This window comes from Achromobacter spanius (assembly GCF_002812705.1).
GTDB lineage: Bacteria > Pseudomonadota > Gammaproteobacteria > Burkholderiales > Burkholderiaceae_B > Achromobacter > Achromobacter spanius.
Map to the genome: position 1 here is coordinate 6161943 of NZ_CP025030.1, position 17109 is coordinate 6179051.

A 17109-nucleotide genomic window follows, 5' to 3' on the forward strand; every position below is an offset into this window, starting at 1 on the left:
CACGATAACTTCACACGCCCGTCATGGCCGGCTGGTCTCATTCCCAGACATGACGACAGCCCACATGGAAGCGACCGTGAACGAAATCCGCCCCGCACACTGGCGTGCCCTCTGGATTTCCGACATACACCTGGGCACTGCCGGGTGCAAGGCGGAATTCCTGCTCGATTTCCTGGACCACAACGATTCGGACACCCTGTATCTGGTGGGCGACATTGTGGACGGCTGGCAACTTCGCAAGCACTGGCATTGGCCGCGCGCCCATAACGACGTCATCCAGCGCATCTTGCGCAAGGCCCGCAACGGTACGCGGGTGGTGTTCATTCCCGGCAACCATGACGAGTTCGCGCGTGAATTCGCGGGCTACGCATTTGGCGACATTGAAATCCTGGACGAAGACGTGCACGTCACAGCCAAGGGATTGCGCCTGCTGGTGCTGCACGGCGACCAGTTCGACGGCGTGATCCAGCACAGCCGCTGGCTGGCGCATCTGGGCGACGGCCTCTACCAACTGGCCTTGTGGATCAACCACCATTTCAACCGGCTGCGGCACCGATTGGGCCTGCACTACTGGTCGCTGTCGCAGTATTTGAAGCACAAGGTCAAGAACGCGGTGTCCTTCATCACGGATTTTGAAGAGGCACTGGCGGGCGAGGCGCGCCGGCGCGGGCTGGACGGTGTCGTGTGCGGCCACATCCACAAGGCCGAGCTGCGTGATGTCAACGGCATTCTGTATTGCAATGACGGCGACTGGGTGGAAAGTCTGTCGGCCCTGGCGGAAACCCACGACGGCCAATTACAACTGCTGGACTGGGCCGCCATCCAGGCCGAACGGCAGACCGACCCTTCTGCCCGCCCTCCGCGTTCGCTATCGCTTCCTGCCCTGCCGTCTGCCCTGCGCCGCCAAGGCAAACACCCGTGATAACCCGAATGCGTCCCCATTACGCAACGGGGATATTGCAGTTCACGGCCCTCTAGGTCATGCTTGCATCTGAGCCAACGGGCGAGCCGGTCCGTTCACGCAGCTGCAACATGCTTACAACATAGGGCCATGAACGACCAATATCAGGCGCTCTACCAATCATTCCGCTGGCTGGTTCCCACCCAGTTCAACATCGCGGAAGCGTGCTGCCACCGCTGGGCATCCAGTAGTCCGGATGCGCGGCGCATCGCCATCTACTACGAAGACGAATCCGGCAACCGCGAGGTCTGGACCTATGCCCGCCTGGCCGAAGCCGTCAATCAACTGGCCAACGGCCTGGTGAAGATGGGCGTGGGCCGGGGCGACCGCGTCGGTGTGGTGCTGGGGCAACGGCCGGAAACGGTTGTGGCCCACATGGCCATCTACACCGTTGGGGGCGTTGTGCTGCCCTTGTCGGCATTGTTCGGCCCCGAGGCGCTGGAAAGCCGCCTGCGCGACTCTGAAACGCGAGTCGTCATCGTGGACCACGCCTCCAGCGCCAACCTGCTGGCGGTAAGCGACAACTGCCCCCACCTGCAGCAGATCATCGGAATCGGATTCGCAGACGAGCGCGTGCTGCCCTGGCGCAGCCTGCTGGCCCGCCAGCCCAACGAATTCAAGGCCATTGCGACCCGCTCGTCGGACCCCGCCATCCTGCTCTACACGTCAGGCACCACCGGCGCGCCCAAGGGGGCGCTGCTGCCGCATAGCGTGCTGATCGGCAACCTGCCGGGCTTCGTGGCCTCGCAAGACTGGTTTCCCAAGCCCGCTGACGTGTTCTGGTCACCCGCCGACTGGGCCTGGACCGGCGGCATGATGGATGCGCTGCTGCCCACCCTGTATTTCGGCCATCCCATCGTGGGCACGCGCGGCCGCTTTTCGCCCGAGCGCGCGTTCGAGCTCATGGAACGCTACCAGGTCACCAACACCTTCCTCTTCCCCACCGCCCTGAAGATGATGATGAAGGCGGTGCCTGAACCCCGCAATCACTACAAGCTGGCGCTGCGCTCCATCATGAGCGCGGGCGAAAGCGTGGGCGAGACCGTTTTTGGCTGGTGCCAGTCGGCCTTGGGCGTGACGCCCAACGAGATGTTCGGCCAGACCGAAATGAACTACGTGGTGGGCAATAGCCAGAAGCGCTGGCCTGCCCGCGCGGGCAGCATGGGCCGCCCGTATCCCGGCCACCAGGTCGCGGTGCTGAACGATGCCGGACAAGCGGTGGCGCCGGGCGAAACCGGAGAGATCGCGGTCAACCGGCTGGATATCCACGGCTATCCGGACCCGGTCATGTTCCTGGGCTACTGGCGCAATGAAGCCGCCACCCAGGCCAAGTTCAAAGGCGACTGGTGCCTGACGGGCGACCTGGCCACCGTCGATGCGGATGGCTATCTCTGGTATGCCGGCCGCGCCGACGACGTTTTCAAGTCGGCCGGTTATCGCATCGGCCCAGGAGAAATCGAAAGTTGCCTGATCGGGCATCCGGCCGTGGCCAACGCTGCCGTGGTACCCAAGCCGGATGCCGAGCGCGGTGCGCTGGTCAAGGCCTATGTCGTGCTGACGCCCGAGTTCGCCCAGCGCGACCGCGCCGACGTCATCGAAAACCTGCAGGAACATGTGCGTGAGCGCCTGGCGCCCTACGAATATCCGAAGGAGATCGAGTTCGTCGACGAATTGCCGATGACCACCACCGGTAAGATTCAACGCCGTATCCTGCGCCTGCGCGAAGAAGAACGCGCGCGTGCCATGCCCGCGCCTGCCGCGGTTGCGCCTGCCCCTGCCGTACCTACCCCGGCTGCGCCCTCCCTGGCTCCGGCCGCAGAGCAAGCCGCGGACGTGGCGCCCGCCCAGCCGGCACCATCTTCCCCACCGGGCCCAGAAAAACTATCGGAGACCTAGGCAATGCCGATTTACCAGCTTGACGACCTGATTCCCCACATTGACCCTGCCGCCTATGTCGCCGACAGCGCCGACATCATCGGCAACGTCACGTTGGAAGCCGACGTCAGCATCTGGTCGCACGTATCGATCCGGGGCGACAACGACGCCATCCTGATCCGCCGTGGCACCAATATCCAGGAATCCAGCGTCCTGCACGTGGACAGTGGCTGTCCCATGACGATCGGTCCGAACGTCACCGTGGGCCATCAAGCCATGCTGCATGGCTGCACCATCCACGAAGGCGCGCTGGTGGGCATGCAGGCCATCGTGCTGAACAATGCCGTGATCGGCCGGAATTGCCTGATCGGCGCGGGCGCGATCATCCCCGAAGGTCGGGTCATTCCAGACAACTCGCTGGTGATCGGAATCGGCAAAGTGGTGCGCGAACTGTCGGAAGAAGAAATCGACAATTTGCACAAAAACACCGCCCATTACGTGGCGCGCGGCCAACACTACAAGACGGCGCTCAAACGCTTGGCCTGAGCCTACCGGGCGGGGCCCGAAGCCCTGCTGGCGACGCGGGAATTGGGCCGCCTGATCGGCTAAGATTCCCCCCATGACCGATCAGCTGAAAAAATACCTTACCGAAGACCGCAGCGTCCGCATCCAGGCCGTGCGCCTGGACGCGACCTGGAAGGCCGTCCAGGCCAACCATGACTATCCGCCCGCCATTACACACCTGCTGGGCGAACTGGTCGCCGCGTCCACCCTGCTTGCCGCCAACATCAAATTTGATGGCTCGCTGGTGCTGCAGATCCAGGGCGACGGCCCCATCGCCTTGCTGGTGGTGGAATGTCGTTCCGACTTGAGCCTGCGCGCCACCGTCAAGGTGCGCGAAGGCCACGAAGTGCCTGCCGACGGCACCATGCAAAGCCTGCTTAACCCGGGCGGCAACGGCCGCTTCATCGTGGTGCTGGACCCGCAGCGCAAGCTGCCCGGCCAGCAAACCTACCAGGGCATCGTCCCGCTGGAAGGCGAGACGGTGGCGCAGGCGCTGCAGCACTACATGAAGGCTTCCGAACAGCTCGACACGCGCTTGTGGCTGGCCGCCGACGCCGACCATGCCGCGGGCATGCTCGTGCAGCGCCTGCCTTTCCACGGCGGCACCGATGCGCCGCTGTTGACGGAGCAAGCGGCGGCCGACACCTGGGATCGCGTCGTGGCATTGGCCAGCACGCTCAAGCGCGACGAAGTGCTGGAAGCCGACATCGACACGTTGATCCATCGCCTGTTCTGGGAAGACACCCTGCTGGCATTCGACCCGGTAGCCGTGCGCTGGCATTGCCCTTGCACGCGCGAGCGCGTGGCCAGCATGCTGCGTTCGCTGGGCGAAGAGGAAGTCAACAGCGTCCTGGCCGAGCGCGGCCAGGTCGATGTGTCCTGCGACTTCTGCGGCAAGCCGTACAAGTTCGATGCCGTCGACTGCGCCACGCTGTTCTCGCCCAACCAACCCCCGGCCGACGACGCGCCTCCCACGGTGCACTGATAGTGCCGAGTCCCGCCACGCGGGACGTTTCCATCACACCGGATTGTCCGTATCGACAGGCGGTCATGCCCGCGCCACACTGCGCAGCCATGACCGCCTTTTTCTTTGCGCCGCGTCAGCGCGGCACCGCCTCCATTGAATTCGCCGTGGCTGGCGCCATGGTGTTGCTGCTGGGCCTGCTGGGCGTGGAGGCCGCACGCTGGCAGGCCGTGCGCCACATGGCGCACGTAGCGCTGATGGAGGCGGCGCGCGCGGGGGCGACCGCCCACGGCGACCCCATCCCCATGCGCGACGCCTTTCTGCAAGGTCTGTTGCCCTTGCATGCCAGCGCCCAGGGCGAAGCAGGCGCCTGGCGGCAACTGGCGCGCGTGCACGCTGAGCGCGTTGCGTCCGCAGACCTGACGCCATGGCGCATTGAAGTGCTGCGGCCCGACGCCCGCGCCTTTCGCGAGCATCGCCGCGCCGGGCTGAATGTGCCCGCGGCGCCAGGCCGGCGTGCCATCGACAATGATTACCAGGATCTGCAACACGCGCGCAGGCCCCCACGGCCCGGTGGCCCCAGCATTTTTGAAGCCAACACCTTGGCGCTGCGCCTGACCTATCTGCACAAGCCGTGGCTGGCGCCCGTGCGCGCCGTATTGGCAACGCTGGGCCGCAACGATGTCAGCTACGCGGGCGTGGCCCGCCAGCATGGCTTGCTGCCGATTCAGATTGAACTGGAAATAGAAATGCACTCACATCCCGTCGATTGGACGGGAAGCGGGCAATACCCTGCGGAGATCGTGGCGGGCGCATGCCGCAAGGCCCGCTGCCACTGACAGTGGTGTCAGTGTCTTGGGGGAGTGCCTGCCGCGTTGACAGGTGGCTTGGCGGCCGCCGCGCTGCCGCGCGCGGGCGTCGCCGGCTTGGCGGCTGCGCCGGTCGCCACCGAGGCGCCGACGGCGGGCGGCGGCACATTCTGCGGCAGAACGTGAACGAACACTTCACCTTCGCGCATCATGCCCAGTTCACCGCGCGCACGCTCTTCGATGGCCCCGGTGCCCCCTTCAAGATCGCGCACTTCAGCTTCCAGCGCCGAATTGCGCGCGCGCAGGCCTTCATTGGTCTCGCGCTGCTCGGCCACTTGGCGTTGCAGATCCCAGACCTTGAACCAGCCTCCCTTACCCAGCCACAGCGGATATTGGATCAAGCCGACCAGCACGAACAGCACCAGGAACAACAGGCGCATACGCGAGAACCCTCAGAGCAGTCGTGGCGCGGATGCGGTGGCGGCGCCAGGCGCTGCCACCGCGCTTCCCATCAACGCAGGTTGTAGAAAGCTTCCAGGCCAGGATACGAGGCCACTTCAGCCAGCTCTTCTTCAATGCGCAAGAGCTGGTTGTACTTGGCCATGCGATCCGAACGGGACAGCGAACCCGTCTTGATCTGCATGGCGTTGGTCGCCACGGCGATGTCGGCAATGGTGGAGTCTTCGGTTTCGCCCGAGCGGTGCGACACAACGGCGGTGTAGCCGGCGCGCTTGGCCATTTCGATGGCGGCGAAGGTTTCGGTCAGCGTGCCGATCTGGTTGATCTTGATCAGGATCGAGTTGGCGACGCCCTTCTGGATGCCTTCACGCAGGATCTTGGTGTTGGTGACGAACAGGTCGTCGCCCACCAATTGCACCTTCTTGCCAAGCTGGTCGGTCAACAGCTTCCAGCCGTCCCAGTCGTTTTCGGCCATGCCGTCTTCGATCGAGATGATCGGGTACTTGTCGCACCAGGTGGCCAGCAGGTTGGTGAATTCCTGCGACGACAGCGAGATGCCGCCTTCGCCGGCCAGCGTGTACTTGCCGTCGCGGTAGAACTCCGAGCTGGCGCAATCCAGGCCCAGGGCGATCTGCGTGCCCGGCTCGTAGCCGGCTTCGGTGATGGCCTTCAGGATCAGTTGGATGGCAGCTTCATGGCTGGGCACGTTGGGGGCAAAACCGCCCTCGTCGCCCACCGCCGTGGACATGCCCTGGCCGTGGATCAGCTTCTTCAGCATGTGGAAGACTTCAGCGCCCCAGCGCAGGGCTTCGCGGAAGCTGCCCGCGCCCACCGGCAGGATCATCAGTTCTTGCAGGTCGAGCGTGTTGTTGGCGTGCGCGCCGCCGTTGATGACGTTCATCATCGGCACAGGCATGCTCATGGGGCCGCTGCCGCCGAAGTAGCGATACAGCGACAGGCCGGATTCGTCGGCGGCGGCGCGGGCCACAGCCATGCTGGCGGCCAGGATGGCGTTGGCGCCCAGGCGTTCCTTGGATTCCGTGCCGTCCAGTTCGATCAGGGTGCGATCGACGAAGGTCTGTTCCTGGGCGTCCAGGCCCATCAGCGCTTCGGAGATTTCGGTGTTCAGATTTTCAACGGCGCGCAGCACGCCCTTGCCCAGATAACGGCCCTTGTCGCCGTCACGCAGTTCGATGGCTTCGCGGGCGCCGGTGGAGGCGCCGGACGGCACGGCCGCGCGGCCCATGGCGCCGGACTCCAGCAGCACATCGCATTCCACGGTGGGGTTGCCGCGCGAATCCAGAATCTCGCGGCCGATGATATCGACGATTGCACTCATGACTTTACATTCCCTGAACGATAAACATATTCATGACAGCCGCGCCCTCGCGGGCGTTGCGGGCACGGCGGTACTGCCAGGAGTCGTAGAAGGCCTGGGCGGCGGTCATGGACGGAAATTCCATGACGACGGTGCGGCCAGGCTTACGCCCCTCAAGGTGCTTGGTCTCGCCGCCTCGCACCAGGACCTTGGCATCGTACGCGCGCATGGCGAGCGTGGACAGACGCTTGTAGTCTTCGTATTGCGCGGGCTTGGTCACCGTGACTTCGGCGATGATGTAAGCACTCATGGGGTTCCTTCAGAGCAGTGGCGTTGAAAGGGGGACGCCGGATACGGCAAAGCCGCCAGTGTCGCCCAAGGCGGTCTGGCGACGCATATCCGATGCTAATTGGTTGTATCCGAAAGCAGCGCCGCCGCATAGGGCGGCGCTGGGGGACAGGGCCGCGGCCCCGAGGATCCGCTTACGGAACTCGAGACCGCGAACCCGCATTACTCCCCCTGACCGCGACGAGACTTCTGCTCGATGGCGGCGCGGATATAGCTGGAGAACAACGGGTGGCCATCACGCGGCGTGGACGTGAACTCCGGGTGGAACTGCACACCCACAAACCACGGGTGATCGGGCAATTCCATCATTTCCGGCAAGTTCTCGGTCGGCGTGCGGGCGCTGATCACCATGCCGGCCTCTTCCAGGCGCGGCACGTAGACGTTGTTGACCTCGTAGCGGTGACGGTGACGCTCGTTCACTTCGTCGCCGTAGATGGTCTGCGCGCGGGTGCCCGGCTTGATCGGCACGCGCTGCGCGCCCTTGCGCATGGTGCCGCCCAGGTCGGACGAGTTGTCGCGCTTTTCGACCTTGCCTTCGCGGTCCATCCATTCGGTGATCAGGGCCACCACCGGGTGGGGCGCCGACGGATCGAATTCCGTGCTGTTGGCGCCGCCCAGGCCGGCGACATGGCGCGCGAACTCGATGACGGCCAACTGCATGCCCAGGCAGATGCCCAGATAGGGCACGCCGTTTTCACGGGCAAAGCGAATGGCGGCGATCTTGCCCTCGGTGCCGCGCTTGCCGAAGCCGCCCGGTACCAGAATGGCGTCCAGATGCTTCAGTTGGTCGGTGCCGCGGGTTTCGATGTCTTCCGAATCGATGTATTCGATGTTGATCTTCGAGCGCGTATGGATGCCAGCGTGGACCAGGGCTTCCGTCAGCGACTTGTACGATTCGGTCAGGTCGACGTACTTGCCCACCATGCCGATCGTCAACTGGTGCTGCGGATGCTCCAGGGCTTCGACCAGGTTGTCCCACATGGACAGATCGGCCGGCGGCGGGGTCAGGCCCAGCGCTTCGCAGACGATGTTGTCCACGCCTTGCTTGTGCAGCATGGCGGGAATCTTGTAGATGGAGTCGGCATCCCACACGGAAATGACGGCGTCCAGCGGCACGTTCGAGAACATCGAGATCTTGGCGCGCTCGTCGTCCGGAATGGGACGGTCGGCACGGCACAAGAGCGCGTTCGGATAGATACCGATTTCGCGCAGCTTCTGGACCGAATGCTGCGTGGGCTTGGTTTTCAGTTCGCCGGCGGAGGCGATGAACGGCACCAGGGTCAGATGCACGAAGGCCGCGTTGTTGCGGCCCATGCGCAGGCTCATCTGGCGCGCGGCTTCCAGGAAAGGCAGGGACTCGATGTCGCCCACGGTGCCGCCGATTTCGACGATGGCGACGTCCGTGTTGCCGTTCCAGCCGGCTTCAGCGCCACGGGCGATGAAGTCCTGGATTTCGTTGGTGATGTGCGGAATGACCTGGACAGTCTTGCCCAGGTAGTCGCCACGCCGTTCCTTGCGCAGCACCGATTCGTAGATCTGGCCGGTGGTGAAGTTGTTCACCTTGTGCATGCGAGCGGAAATGAAGCGCTCGTAGTGGCCCAAGTCCAGATCGGTTTCGGCGCCGTCTTCGGTGACGAACACTTCACCGTGCTGGAAGGGGCTCATCGTGCCCGGATCGACGTTGATGTACGGGTCGAGCTTCAGCATGGTGACCTGCAAACCACGCGACTCGAGGATGGCGGCGAGCGACGCAGCGGCGATGCCCTTGCCCAGGGAAGACACCACTCCGCCGGTGACAAATACGTATTTGGTCATCGTAATGAGCACCCGGGACGAGCGGGCGCGTGCGGGAAATTTGGATTATAGCCGGGAGGCGGAAGTTATTTGGGTTTTCCCCTAGCGATGACGAGTAACATTTGGCAGCACTCAAATAGTCCCCGCGGCACGGCGCTTGCACGTGGGCTGACAGCGCCGTGATATGTTCGATCCCTAATTTTCAGCTGCTGTTTTTTCTCAACACTCGTCCCTCGCCGATGATCCCTTCCGCCCGATCCCCCACCTCGCTTGCCTGGCGCCTGGCGCTTGTCGCCATCATCGTGCGCCTGGTCTACGCCGCGCTGGTGCAAAGCTACACGATGCTGGGCCTGCCCCAGTCCGAACAGATGCGCGAGATGTATGGCCAGCCTCAGTATCTGATGCCGATGCTGACCAACATCTTGGCGTCCGCCGTCATGGTCGCGCTGACGGTATGGGGCACGATGCACGGCTGGCTGCGCCGCCACGACACCACTGCGGTGGACGAACCGCGCAAGCTGTTCGGCACCTTCATCGCCTTGCAGTTGATCTATACCCTGATGGTTTCGGCCGCCACCGCCTACCTGCATAACGTCGGAATGCTGTTCATCATGGCGCAACGCGACGCGCTGACCGAGCGGTTCGGCATCGACCTGGCCGGGCAGTTCCTGGCCATGGGCGTGCTCTTCCGGATCGTGGCCATCGTGTTGGAAATCCTTGGCATGTTCCTGGCGGTGCGCATCGCCGCCTGGACAGTGCAACGCACGGGGCCCGCGGGCGCGCCCGCCTACGATCGGCGCCACGCGGCCTGGAACACCGGCCTGACCGTGCTGGCCTGGCAGTTGACCGTATCGATCGCCCTGGGCGGCTACCTGCAAATGATGTTTCTGAATGCCGACTGGCCGTCTTTCGTGTTGGGATACCTGGTCCTGCCCGCGCTGCTGTTGGTGCTGTGCACGCTGGTTTGCCTGAACATCCTGCCGCGCCAACTGGGCGCAGTGGGGCCGGGGCGGGCTGTGGTCCACGGCACGATTGTGTTCTGGCTGGCGCAGGCGGCAGGCATCGGCATCGCCTACCTGGCCATCCAGTCGATGAGCTGGAGCCAACTGATACGCGCGGCGCAATCCATCGGCGCGGCCGTGGCGGCACTGGCAATCTATGCCGCGCTGTTGGCCTTGGGATGCATCCTCGGCAAGCTGGCGCTGTATCGCCGCGCCCACGCCACGTAGGCTCGTAGGATGGGTGAAGCGCGCACGGCTGGGGACCAGTGAATTGCCACATGCCGCGCGCAACCCATCGGGCGGTGCGGCGTTCTTGCGGTGGGACGGTGCGGCTTTCTTGCGATGAGGCGGTGCGGCGTTCTTGCGATGAGGCGGTGCGACTTTCTTGCCTTGGGCCGCTGAAGTGCCGCCGTTGCTTGATGGGTTGCGCGCGTTGGGCTGTTTCTTTCTTGCCATGGGCCTGCCGCGCTACACCCATCCTACGGGCGCACGCAACGTCCGATCGTAGGATGGGTGAAGCGCGCGCGGCTGGGGGCCAGTGAATTGCCGCATGCCGCGCGTAACCCATCGGGCGATGCGACGTTCTTGCAATGGGCCGCTGAAGTGCCGCCGTTGCTTGATGGGTTGCGCGCGTTTGTATGGCCCGGGGACATGGGTAACGGGTGTTCGGGGACATAGGTAACACTTCTAGCATCACGGTATGGTCGTTTTTAGGAGCGAGCGATGCCGTGGAAGGAGTCAAGCCTTATGTCCTGCCGAATGGAGTTCGTTCAGCTTGCCCTGCAACCGGGCAGCAATGTGCGGGAGCTTTGCCGGCGTTTCGATATCAGCGCCAAGACCGCATACAAGTGGTTGGGCCGCTACGAGCAGAACGGCCAGGCTGGGTTGCAAGATCTGTCTCGCAGACCAGGCAATAGTCCTGGGCGCACGTGTGAGCAAATCGAAGCGCAGGTGATCGACCTGCACAAGCGTTACCCGTACTGGGGGCCTCGCAAGTTGCGGGCGCTGCTTGGGCCGACTACGGCGCCCGCGCCCAGTACCATCTCGGCAATTTTGCGACGACATGGCTATCGGGTCCAAGGCGAGGACTCGAACGTCGGGCTGGCGAACCAGCGCTTTGAGCATGAGGCGCCAAACCTGTTGTGGCAGATGGACTTCAAGGGGCACTTTGCCCTGACAGACGCGCGTCAGGGACGGTGCCATCCGCTGACGCTATTGGACGATCACTCACGCTACGCCCTGTGCATCCAGGCTTGTGGCGATGAGCGCAGCAAAACTGTGCAGCAGCACCTGAAGGCCGTATTTCGCCGTTACGGATTGCCCGAACGGATCACCGCGGACAACGGCCCATCCTGGGCATCGGTGCGCGGCCTGGGGCTGACAGGCCTGGAGGTTTGGCTCATGCGGCTGGGTGTGCGTATCAGCCACAGTCGCCCTCATCATCCGCAAACCCAAGGCAAGCTAGAACGCCTGCATCGAACGCTCAAGCGCGAGTTGATCCAGGCCCGGGGGTTTAGCAGTCTGCTGGACTGCCAGCAAGCCATGGATCAGTGGCGTGAACAGTACAACCACGTCCGGCCCCACCAGGCGTTGGGGCAGATGCCGCCCCTGTCGAGATATAGACCTAGCCCTCGTCGCTATCCTGCCTCGTTGCCTCCGATCGAATACGAGCCGGGCGATCGAGTGCTCAAGGTCAGGACCAAAGGGCAGATCATTGTGAACGGACGCGTCGTCTTCGTCGGAGAGGGAATGGCGGGTCTGCCTGTCGCGGTCAGACCCTCCTCGCAAGACGGCGTGCTTGATGTCGTCTTCCTGTACAAAATTGTTCAACAGATCGACCTCAGAGCACCCCAATAGGATAAAAACCTATGTGTTACCCATGTCCCCGAACATGTGTCACCCATGTCCCCGGTCCATACACGCGTTGGGCTGTTTCTTTCTTGCCATGGGCCTGGCGCGCTTCACCCATCCTACCGGGTGCGCGCAACGTCCGATCGTAGGATGGGTGAAGCGCGCGCGGCTGGGGGCCAGTGAATTGCCGCATGCCGCGCGCAACCCATCGGGCGATGCGGTGTTCTTGCAATGGGCCGTTGACGCGCGACCGTTGCTTGATGGGTTGCGCGCGGTTCACGCCTGTTTGTTTCTGGCGTTCCTGCCGCGCTTCACCCATCCTACGTGGGTCGTGGCTATGCGTTCAGCAGCGCCGTGCTGCGTTCCAGCCACGCCAACGCTTCGCCTTCCACCAAAGGTGACAGGCGGTCGAAGACCGTCTTGTGATAATCGTTCAGCCAGGCGATCTCGTCGGCGCGCAGCAGCGATACTTCGATGCAGCGCGTGTCGATCGGGCACAGCGTCAAGGTTTCAAAGCACAGGAATTCGCCCAGCTCGGACGTCAGCCAACTGCGGTTGGCGACCAGGTTTTCGATGCGCACGCCCCAACGGCCCGGGCGGTAGATGCCCGGTTCGTTCGACGTGATCATGCCCGGCTCCATCGCCGTATGCGGCCCCGGCATGGCGCGGTAGGAAATCACCTGCGGGCCTTCGTGCACATTCAGGAAGTAGCCCACGCCGTGGCCGGTGCCATGGCCGTATTCCGCACCGCCTTCCCAGATGGGGGCACGCGCAATCGCATCCAGCATGGGCGACGGCGTGCCGCGCGGGAAGGACGCGCGCGACAGCGCGATCATGCCCTTGAGCACCAGCGTGAAATCCACTTTCTGGTCGGCGCTGGGGGTGCCCACCGCGACCACGCGCGTGATATCCGTCGTGCCGCCCAGGTACTGGCCGCCCGAGTCGATCAGCAGCAGGCCATCGCCTTCGATGGTGGCGTGCGATTCCGGCGTGGCGCGGTAATGCGGCATGGCGCCATTGGCATTGAAACCGGCAATGGTGGCGAAGCTGGGGCACACGTAGGCCGGGCGGCGTGCACGGGCGGCGGTGATCTGCTCGTCTATCGTCAGTTCGGTAATGGTTTCCTTGCCCAGCGCGCCTTCGAACCACGAGAAGAATTCGCACAGCGCCGCGCCGTCCTGCGCCATCGCTTGCCGTACATGGGCCAGTTCGGCATCGGTCTTGCGCGACTTCAGCAAGGTCGACGGGTTGATCGCTTCAATGCGCGGCACCGCCGGATCCATGGCATGAAACACTCCGCAGGTGACGCGCGCCGGATCAATCAGCAGCTTTTGGTCGAGTTCCAGCGAAGCCAGGGCGTCCGCGGCCTGCGCATACGCGGCCACTTCGACGCCATCGGCGGCCAGCGTGGCGCGCAGTGCGTCGTCGATCTTGCCGTCCGCCACGAACAGCGTGGCGTGGTCCAGGCCGATCAGCGCATGGCCAACGAACACCGGGTTGTAATCCACGTCCGCGCCGCGCAGGTTCAGCAGCCAGGCGATGTCGTCCACGGTGCAAATGAAATGCACGTCGGCGCCGTGCGCGCGCATGGCGTCACGCACCTGCGCCAGCTTGTCGGCGCGGGCCACGCAGGCCTCGGGCGCGACGTGTTCATAGATCTTCGCGTCGGGCAGGCCGGCGCGGTCGGTCCAGATGTCGTCCAGCAGGTCCGCGCGGATTTCCAGCGTGGCGCCGGACGTGGCGGCGGCGGCCGACAAGGCGCGGAACGCCCCCAGGCCCAGCACCTGCCCATCGACGCCGATGACGTCGCCCGCGCGCGTATTGGCGGCCAGCCAGTCGACATGGCCCGGCGTGGACGCCAGCGCGATCTTCATCAGTTGCACGCCGGTACCGGCCAGTTGCGCCTCGGCCTGCACCCAATAGCGACTGTCCACCCACAGGCCGGCGAAGTCGGCCGTGACGACCAGCGTGCCGACCGACCCCGTGAAGCCCGACAGCCAGCGCCGCCCCTGCCAGCGCGCCGGCAGATACTCGGACAGGTGCGGGTCCGAGGACGGAACGATATAGGCGGACAAACCGCGGCGGCTCATGGCCTGCCGCAATTGGGCGATACGGGCGTCGGTGCTAGACATGGGGGATGGAATCCTTAGCGCAACATGAAAGACATGGCGGCCAGGCTGTTCAGCGTGCGGACGGCCGACTGCATGCTATCCACGGTGAATCGCAAGGTGACGCCGTCCACGCGTTCCAGCGTGGGCCACATGCAGAACAGGTCGGCCAATGCCGCGCTCTGCGTCTGCAACCGGCATTCTATAGGGGCGGCAATGCGGAAAGGAACGGATTTCACCTCGCCGGAAGCGGAGGCCCCTTGCTTCAGCTTGCACACGGCAGTTTCGGCGGCGGCGGCAATGGCACGGCGCGATGCCGTCGGCGACAAGGTCACCCCACTGCCCTGGCCATGGGCCACTTTGGTCTGCACCCATTCGGCGCCGGGGAACGTGTCGCGCGTTTCCGAGATGAACACGTCGTCGCCCGTCGCCAAGATCACCGGCACGCCCATTTCGCCGGCCAGCGCGCCGTACAGGCCCGCTTCACCCAGCTCCATGCCGTTGATGAACACGCGCGCGAACGCAAAGCTGTTGATCGTGTGCGCCAGGATGCCTCGGCCTTGCGAGCGCGAGTGGTAGCCGATCATGAAGACGGCGTCGCAGCCCTCTTCCAGCCCGCCCATCATGCCCAGGTAGCGCGGCTTGCCCAGCACCAGGCGGGCACGCTCGTCCAGACCGTCGGGCAGCAGGTTGCGAAAGCCGCCATGCGAGTCATTGACCAGGATCTCGTCGGCGCCGCCCGCGAATGCGCCTTGTACGGCCGCGTTGGCCTCGGCCGTCATCCAGGCGCGGGCGCGCTCGTACTCGCCATTGCCGGCGCGGACCTGCTCGGGGTGGAAGACGCCGGCGACGCCTTCGATATCGGTGGAAATCAGGATCTTCATGGAATCAGCCTTCAAGGAATTCAGAATGCGGTGTCGGACAGCCATTGGCGCCATTGCGGCGCGGCTTCGCGGATGGCCGCGCGGTGATGGCCGTCGCGCCCGGTGACGGCATCAGCCCGCCACAGCGCGGCGATGATGGCCTGCTCGCAGGCCTCGGCGGCCGCTTCGAACAGCGGGTCGATACGGGTTTCATGCAGCATCGCCACGGCCGGCATGGGCTGCTCGGCTAGTTGCGGCACGGTGTAGGCGGTGGAAAATGCCAGCGCGATGTCGCCGCTGCCATGGCCGAACACCGAGCCCGTGCGCGCCAGGCCCGCGCCCGCGCGCAGCGACAAGCGTCGCAGTTGGCGCGCATCCAGCGGCGCATCAGTGGCCAGCAACAGGATGATCGAACCCTTCTCCGGCACGATCGCGGCATTCTCGCCTTGCTGCGCCAGCCCACGGTCCAACTGATCCGCCAGCCGACGGCCGAACGGGCGGCCCGCCACGGTCAGATTGGGCAGGCGGCCGAAGTTTGCCAGCACCAGCGCGCCGACGGTGTAACGCAAGCCGGGCTGGATGGACGCCACGCGGGATGCTGAACCGATGCCGCCTTTGAACGAAAAGCACGACATGCCGCGCCCCGCGCCTACTGCCCCTTGCGCAAACGATTTGGCGGCGCTGGCATAGGCGTCGGCGTAATGCGCTTCCTGCACGGACAGCGCCTGGATGTCGTTCAAGTAACCGTCATTGCACTCGAAGACCAACGGGTTCACGGTGGCCATGCCGCGCCCGATCTCGGGGTTGGCCGCGATGGCTTGCCGGATCTGCGCATTGGCCACGTTGCCCACGCCAAAGGTGTTGGTCAGCGCGATGGGCGTTTCCAGCACACCCAGCTCTTGCACCTGGATCAGGCCGGTACTTTTGCCGAAGCCGTTCAGCACCGTCGCGGCGGCGGGCACTTTGTCCAGATAAGGGTCGCCGCCATGTGGACGCACGACGGTGACGCCGGTCTGTTGCGCACCGTCTGCCAACGTGCAGTGCCCGACGGTGACGTCACCGACGTCGCAAATCGAATCCAACGGTCCCGACGGCAGCACGCCGATGCGGGGAAGGTCCAGCGCTTGTTTGTCCATGGTTTTCGCCAAGGTCCTTAATGCAAAACGCCGCCGCCCTTCGTTCAGGAGCGACGGCGAGATGTACAGCCCCCACGCCGCGCCCCTTCGGGGCTAGCAGCCCCCCCGGAGGGGGCTGCCCGGCGGCGGGGCCTTTTCTATTTACTTGTGCTTATCACTTGCGATCGATCTTCGGATCGAGCGCGTCGCGCAAGCCGTCGCCCAGCAGGTTGAAGGCCAGCACCGTCAGGAAGATCGCCAGCGCCGGGAAAATGGCCACGTGCGGGGCGATCACCATGTCGGCGCGCGCTTCGTTCAGCATGGCGCCCCACTCCGGCGTGGGAGGCGATGCGCCCATGCCCAGGAACGACAAGCTGGCAGCGGTGATGATCGACGTGCCGATACGCATCGTGCCGTACACCACGATCGGCGAGATCGTGCCGGGCAGGATGTGGCGCATGATGATCGTCCAGTCGGATGCGCCCACGCTCTTGACCGCTTCGACATAGGTCATCTGCTTGATCGACAGCGTGTTGCCGCGCACCAGGCGGGCAAACGCCGGCACGCTGAACACGGCCACGGCCACGATCACGTTGATCATGCTGGAACCCAGCACGGCCACCACGCCGATGGCCAGCAGCATGCCCGGGAATGCCAGCAGCACGTCCGAGATGCGCATCGTGATGCGTTCCCACCAGCCTTCGTAGTAGCCGGCCATCAAGCCCATGAAGGTACCCACGATTGCGCCCATGGCCACCGACAGGAAGCCCGCGGCCAGCGAGATCCGCGCGCCCATGACGATGCGGCTGAAGATGTCGCGGCCCAGCGAATCCACGCCCAGCCAGTGGGTCAGCGACGGGCCGGCGTTCAGCGCGTCGTAGTCGAAGAAGTTCTCGGCGTCGAAGGGCACGATCCACGGCGCGAAGGCCGCAACCACCACCAGCAACAGCACGAAGATGCCGGCGCCCACGCCCAGCTTCTGCTTCTTGAATTTGCGCCAGAACTCGGTGGCGGGCGTGCGCACGTCGTTCTTCGGAACGGCGGCAATAGTCGTGGCGGGTGTCGTATTGCTCATGGCC

Annotated in this window: 15 protein-coding genes; 7 read left to right on the top strand and 8 right to left on the bottom strand. The window is 64.5% G+C overall.

Translation table 11 applies throughout. The features are described from left to right. The first annotated feature begins 49 nt into the window (after positions 1–49). The 5 genes from CVS48_RS27960 (at position 50) to CVS48_RS27980 (ending at position 5203) form a co-directional block, all read left to right on the top strand. Positions 50–922 carry a UDP-2,3-diacylglucosamine diphosphatase gene (locus CVS48_RS27960; protein WP_100857269.1) on the top strand — a complete coding sequence of 291 codons (873 nt, stop codon included), beginning with the start codon at positions 50–52 and terminating at the stop codon, positions 920–922. A 129-nt stretch (positions 923–1051) separates the two neighbouring features. After that, positions 1052–2857 (top strand): acetate--CoA ligase, encoded by a 1806-nt coding sequence (locus CVS48_RS27965; protein ID WP_242001141.1) that lies wholly within the window; start codon positions 1052–1054, stop codon positions 2855–2857. A gap of 3 nt (positions 2858–2860) precedes the next feature. Beyond that, positions 2861–3382, top strand: a complete 522-nt coding sequence (locus CVS48_RS27970; protein WP_100857270.1) for a gamma carbonic anhydrase family protein — start codon at positions 2861–2863, stop codon at positions 3380–3382. A 73-nt stretch (positions 3383–3455) separates the two neighbouring features. Beyond that, the gene (hslO, locus tag CVS48_RS27975; protein ID WP_100857271.1) at positions 3456–4385 is read left to right on the top strand and encodes an Hsp33 family molecular chaperone HslO; all 930 of its coding nucleotides are present in this window, start codon (positions 3456–3458) and stop codon (positions 4383–4385) included. A gap of 89 nt (positions 4386–4474) precedes the next feature. After that, entirely contained in the window at positions 4475–5203 is a 729-nt protein-coding gene (locus CVS48_RS27980) for a pilus assembly protein TadE (protein ID WP_100857272.1), read from the top strand. An 8-nt stretch (positions 5204–5211) separates the two neighbouring features. Here CVS48_RS27980 and ftsB read toward each other — a convergent pair whose 3' ends face one another. The 4 genes from ftsB to CVS48_RS28005 form a co-directional block, all read right to left on the bottom strand. Continuing rightward, positions 5212–5613, bottom strand: a complete 402-nt coding sequence (gene ftsB, locus CVS48_RS27985; protein ID WP_100857273.1) for a cell division protein FtsB — start codon at positions 5611–5613, stop codon at positions 5212–5214. Between the two features lie 71 nt (positions 5614–5684). Further along, positions 5685–6971, bottom strand: coding sequence for a phosphopyruvate hydratase (gene eno / locus CVS48_RS27990; protein WP_050447681.1), 1287 nt, complete (start codon positions 6969–6971; stop codon positions 5685–5687). 4 nt (positions 6972–6975) lie between these two features. Further along, entirely contained in the window at positions 6976–7260 is a 285-nt protein-coding gene (locus CVS48_RS27995; protein WP_046802646.1) for a DUF1330 domain-containing protein, read from the bottom strand. A 200-nt stretch (positions 7261–7460) separates the two neighbouring features. Then, complete coding sequence (locus CVS48_RS28005; protein ID WP_100857275.1) at positions 7461–9113, bottom strand: CTP synthase; 1653 nt, start codon at positions 9111–9113, stop codon at positions 7461–7463. 218 nt (positions 9114–9331) lie between these two features. Here CVS48_RS28005 and CVS48_RS28010 point away from each other — a divergent pair, with 218 nt between their 5' ends. Continuing rightward, a complete protein-coding gene (locus CVS48_RS28010; RefSeq protein ID WP_100857276.1) occupies positions 9332–10321 on the top strand; it encodes a hypothetical protein in 990 nt (329 codons plus the stop codon). A 495-nt stretch (positions 10322–10816) separates the two neighbouring features. Beyond that, a complete protein-coding gene (locus tag CVS48_RS28015; protein ID WP_100857277.1) occupies positions 10817–11950 on the top strand; it encodes an IS481 family transposase in 1134 nt (377 codons plus the stop codon). Positions 11951–12279: 329 nt separating this feature from the next. On the opposite strand, the gene CVS48_RS28020 is transcribed toward CVS48_RS28015, so the two are convergent. From CVS48_RS28020 to gsiD, 4 genes are all read right to left on the bottom strand, one after another. Next, a complete protein-coding gene (locus CVS48_RS28020) occupies positions 12280–14076 on the bottom strand; it encodes an aminopeptidase P family protein (protein WP_100857278.1) in 1797 nt (598 codons plus the stop codon). A 14-nt stretch (positions 14077–14090) separates the two neighbouring features. Further along, complete coding sequence (locus CVS48_RS28025) at positions 14091–14936, bottom strand: M55 family metallopeptidase (protein WP_100857279.1); 846 nt, start codon at positions 14934–14936, stop codon at positions 14091–14093. A gap of 20 nt (positions 14937–14956) precedes the next feature. Then, complete coding sequence (locus CVS48_RS28030; RefSeq protein ID WP_100857280.1) at positions 14957–16051, bottom strand: DmpA family aminopeptidase; 1095 nt, start codon at positions 16049–16051, stop codon at positions 14957–14959. A gap of 154 nt (positions 16052–16205) precedes the next feature. Continuing rightward, entirely contained in the window at positions 16206–17105 is a 900-nt protein-coding gene (gsiD, locus tag CVS48_RS28035; protein ID WP_050447674.1) for a glutathione ABC transporter permease GsiD, read from the bottom strand. Positions 17106–17109: the final 4 nt, after the last annotated feature.

What these genes read in the sequence shown, in the direction of transcription:
- CVS48_RS28005 (WP_100857275.1), bottom strand. Translation starts at nt 9,113, where the DNA reads ATGACCAAATACGTATTTGTCACCGGCGGAGTGGTGTCTTCCCTGGGC.
- CVS48_RS27965 (WP_242001141.1), top strand. Translation starts at nt 1,052, where the DNA reads ATGAACGACCAATATCAGGCGCTCTACCAATCATTCCGCTGGCTGGTT.
- CVS48_RS27980 (WP_100857272.1), top strand. Translation starts at nt 4,475, where the DNA reads ATGACCGCCTTTTTCTTTGCGCCGCGTCAGCGCGGCACCGCCTCCATT.
- CVS48_RS27960 (WP_100857269.1), top strand. Translation starts at nt 50, where the DNA reads ATGACGACAGCCCACATGGAAGCGACCGTGAACGAAATCCGCCCCGCA.
- gsiD (WP_050447674.1), bottom strand. Translation starts at nt 17,105, where the DNA reads ATGAGCAATACGACACCCGCCACGACTATTGCCGCCGTTCCGAAGAAC.
- CVS48_RS28030 (WP_100857280.1), bottom strand. Translation starts at nt 16,051, where the DNA reads ATGGACAAACAAGCGCTGGACCTTCCCCGCATCGGCGTGCTGCCGTCG.
- CVS48_RS28025 (WP_100857279.1), bottom strand. Translation starts at nt 14,936, where the DNA reads ATGAAGATCCTGATTTCCACCGATATCGAAGGCGTCGCCGGCGTCTTC.
- CVS48_RS28015 (WP_100857277.1), top strand. Translation starts at nt 10,817, where the DNA reads ATGCCGTGGAAGGAGTCAAGCCTTATGTCCTGCCGAATGGAGTTCGTT.
- CVS48_RS28010 (WP_100857276.1), top strand. Translation starts at nt 9,332, where the DNA reads ATGATCCCTTCCGCCCGATCCCCCACCTCGCTTGCCTGGCGCCTGGCG.
- hslO (WP_100857271.1), top strand. Translation starts at nt 3,456, where the DNA reads ATGACCGATCAGCTGAAAAAATACCTTACCGAAGACCGCAGCGTCCGC.
- eno (WP_050447681.1), bottom strand. Translation starts at nt 6,971, where the DNA reads ATGAGTGCAATCGTCGATATCATCGGCCGCGAGATTCTGGATTCGCGC.
- CVS48_RS27970 (WP_100857270.1), top strand. Translation starts at nt 2,861, where the DNA reads ATGCCGATTTACCAGCTTGACGACCTGATTCCCCACATTGACCCTGCC.
- CVS48_RS27995 (WP_046802646.1), bottom strand. Translation starts at nt 7,260, where the DNA reads ATGAGTGCTTACATCATCGCCGAAGTCACGGTGACCAAGCCCGCGCAA.
- CVS48_RS28020 (WP_100857278.1), bottom strand. Translation starts at nt 14,076, where the DNA reads ATGTCTAGCACCGACGCCCGTATCGCCCAATTGCGGCAGGCCATGAGC.
- ftsB (WP_100857273.1), bottom strand. Translation starts at nt 5,613, where the DNA reads ATGCGCCTGTTGTTCCTGGTGCTGTTCGTGCTGGTCGGCTTGATCCAA.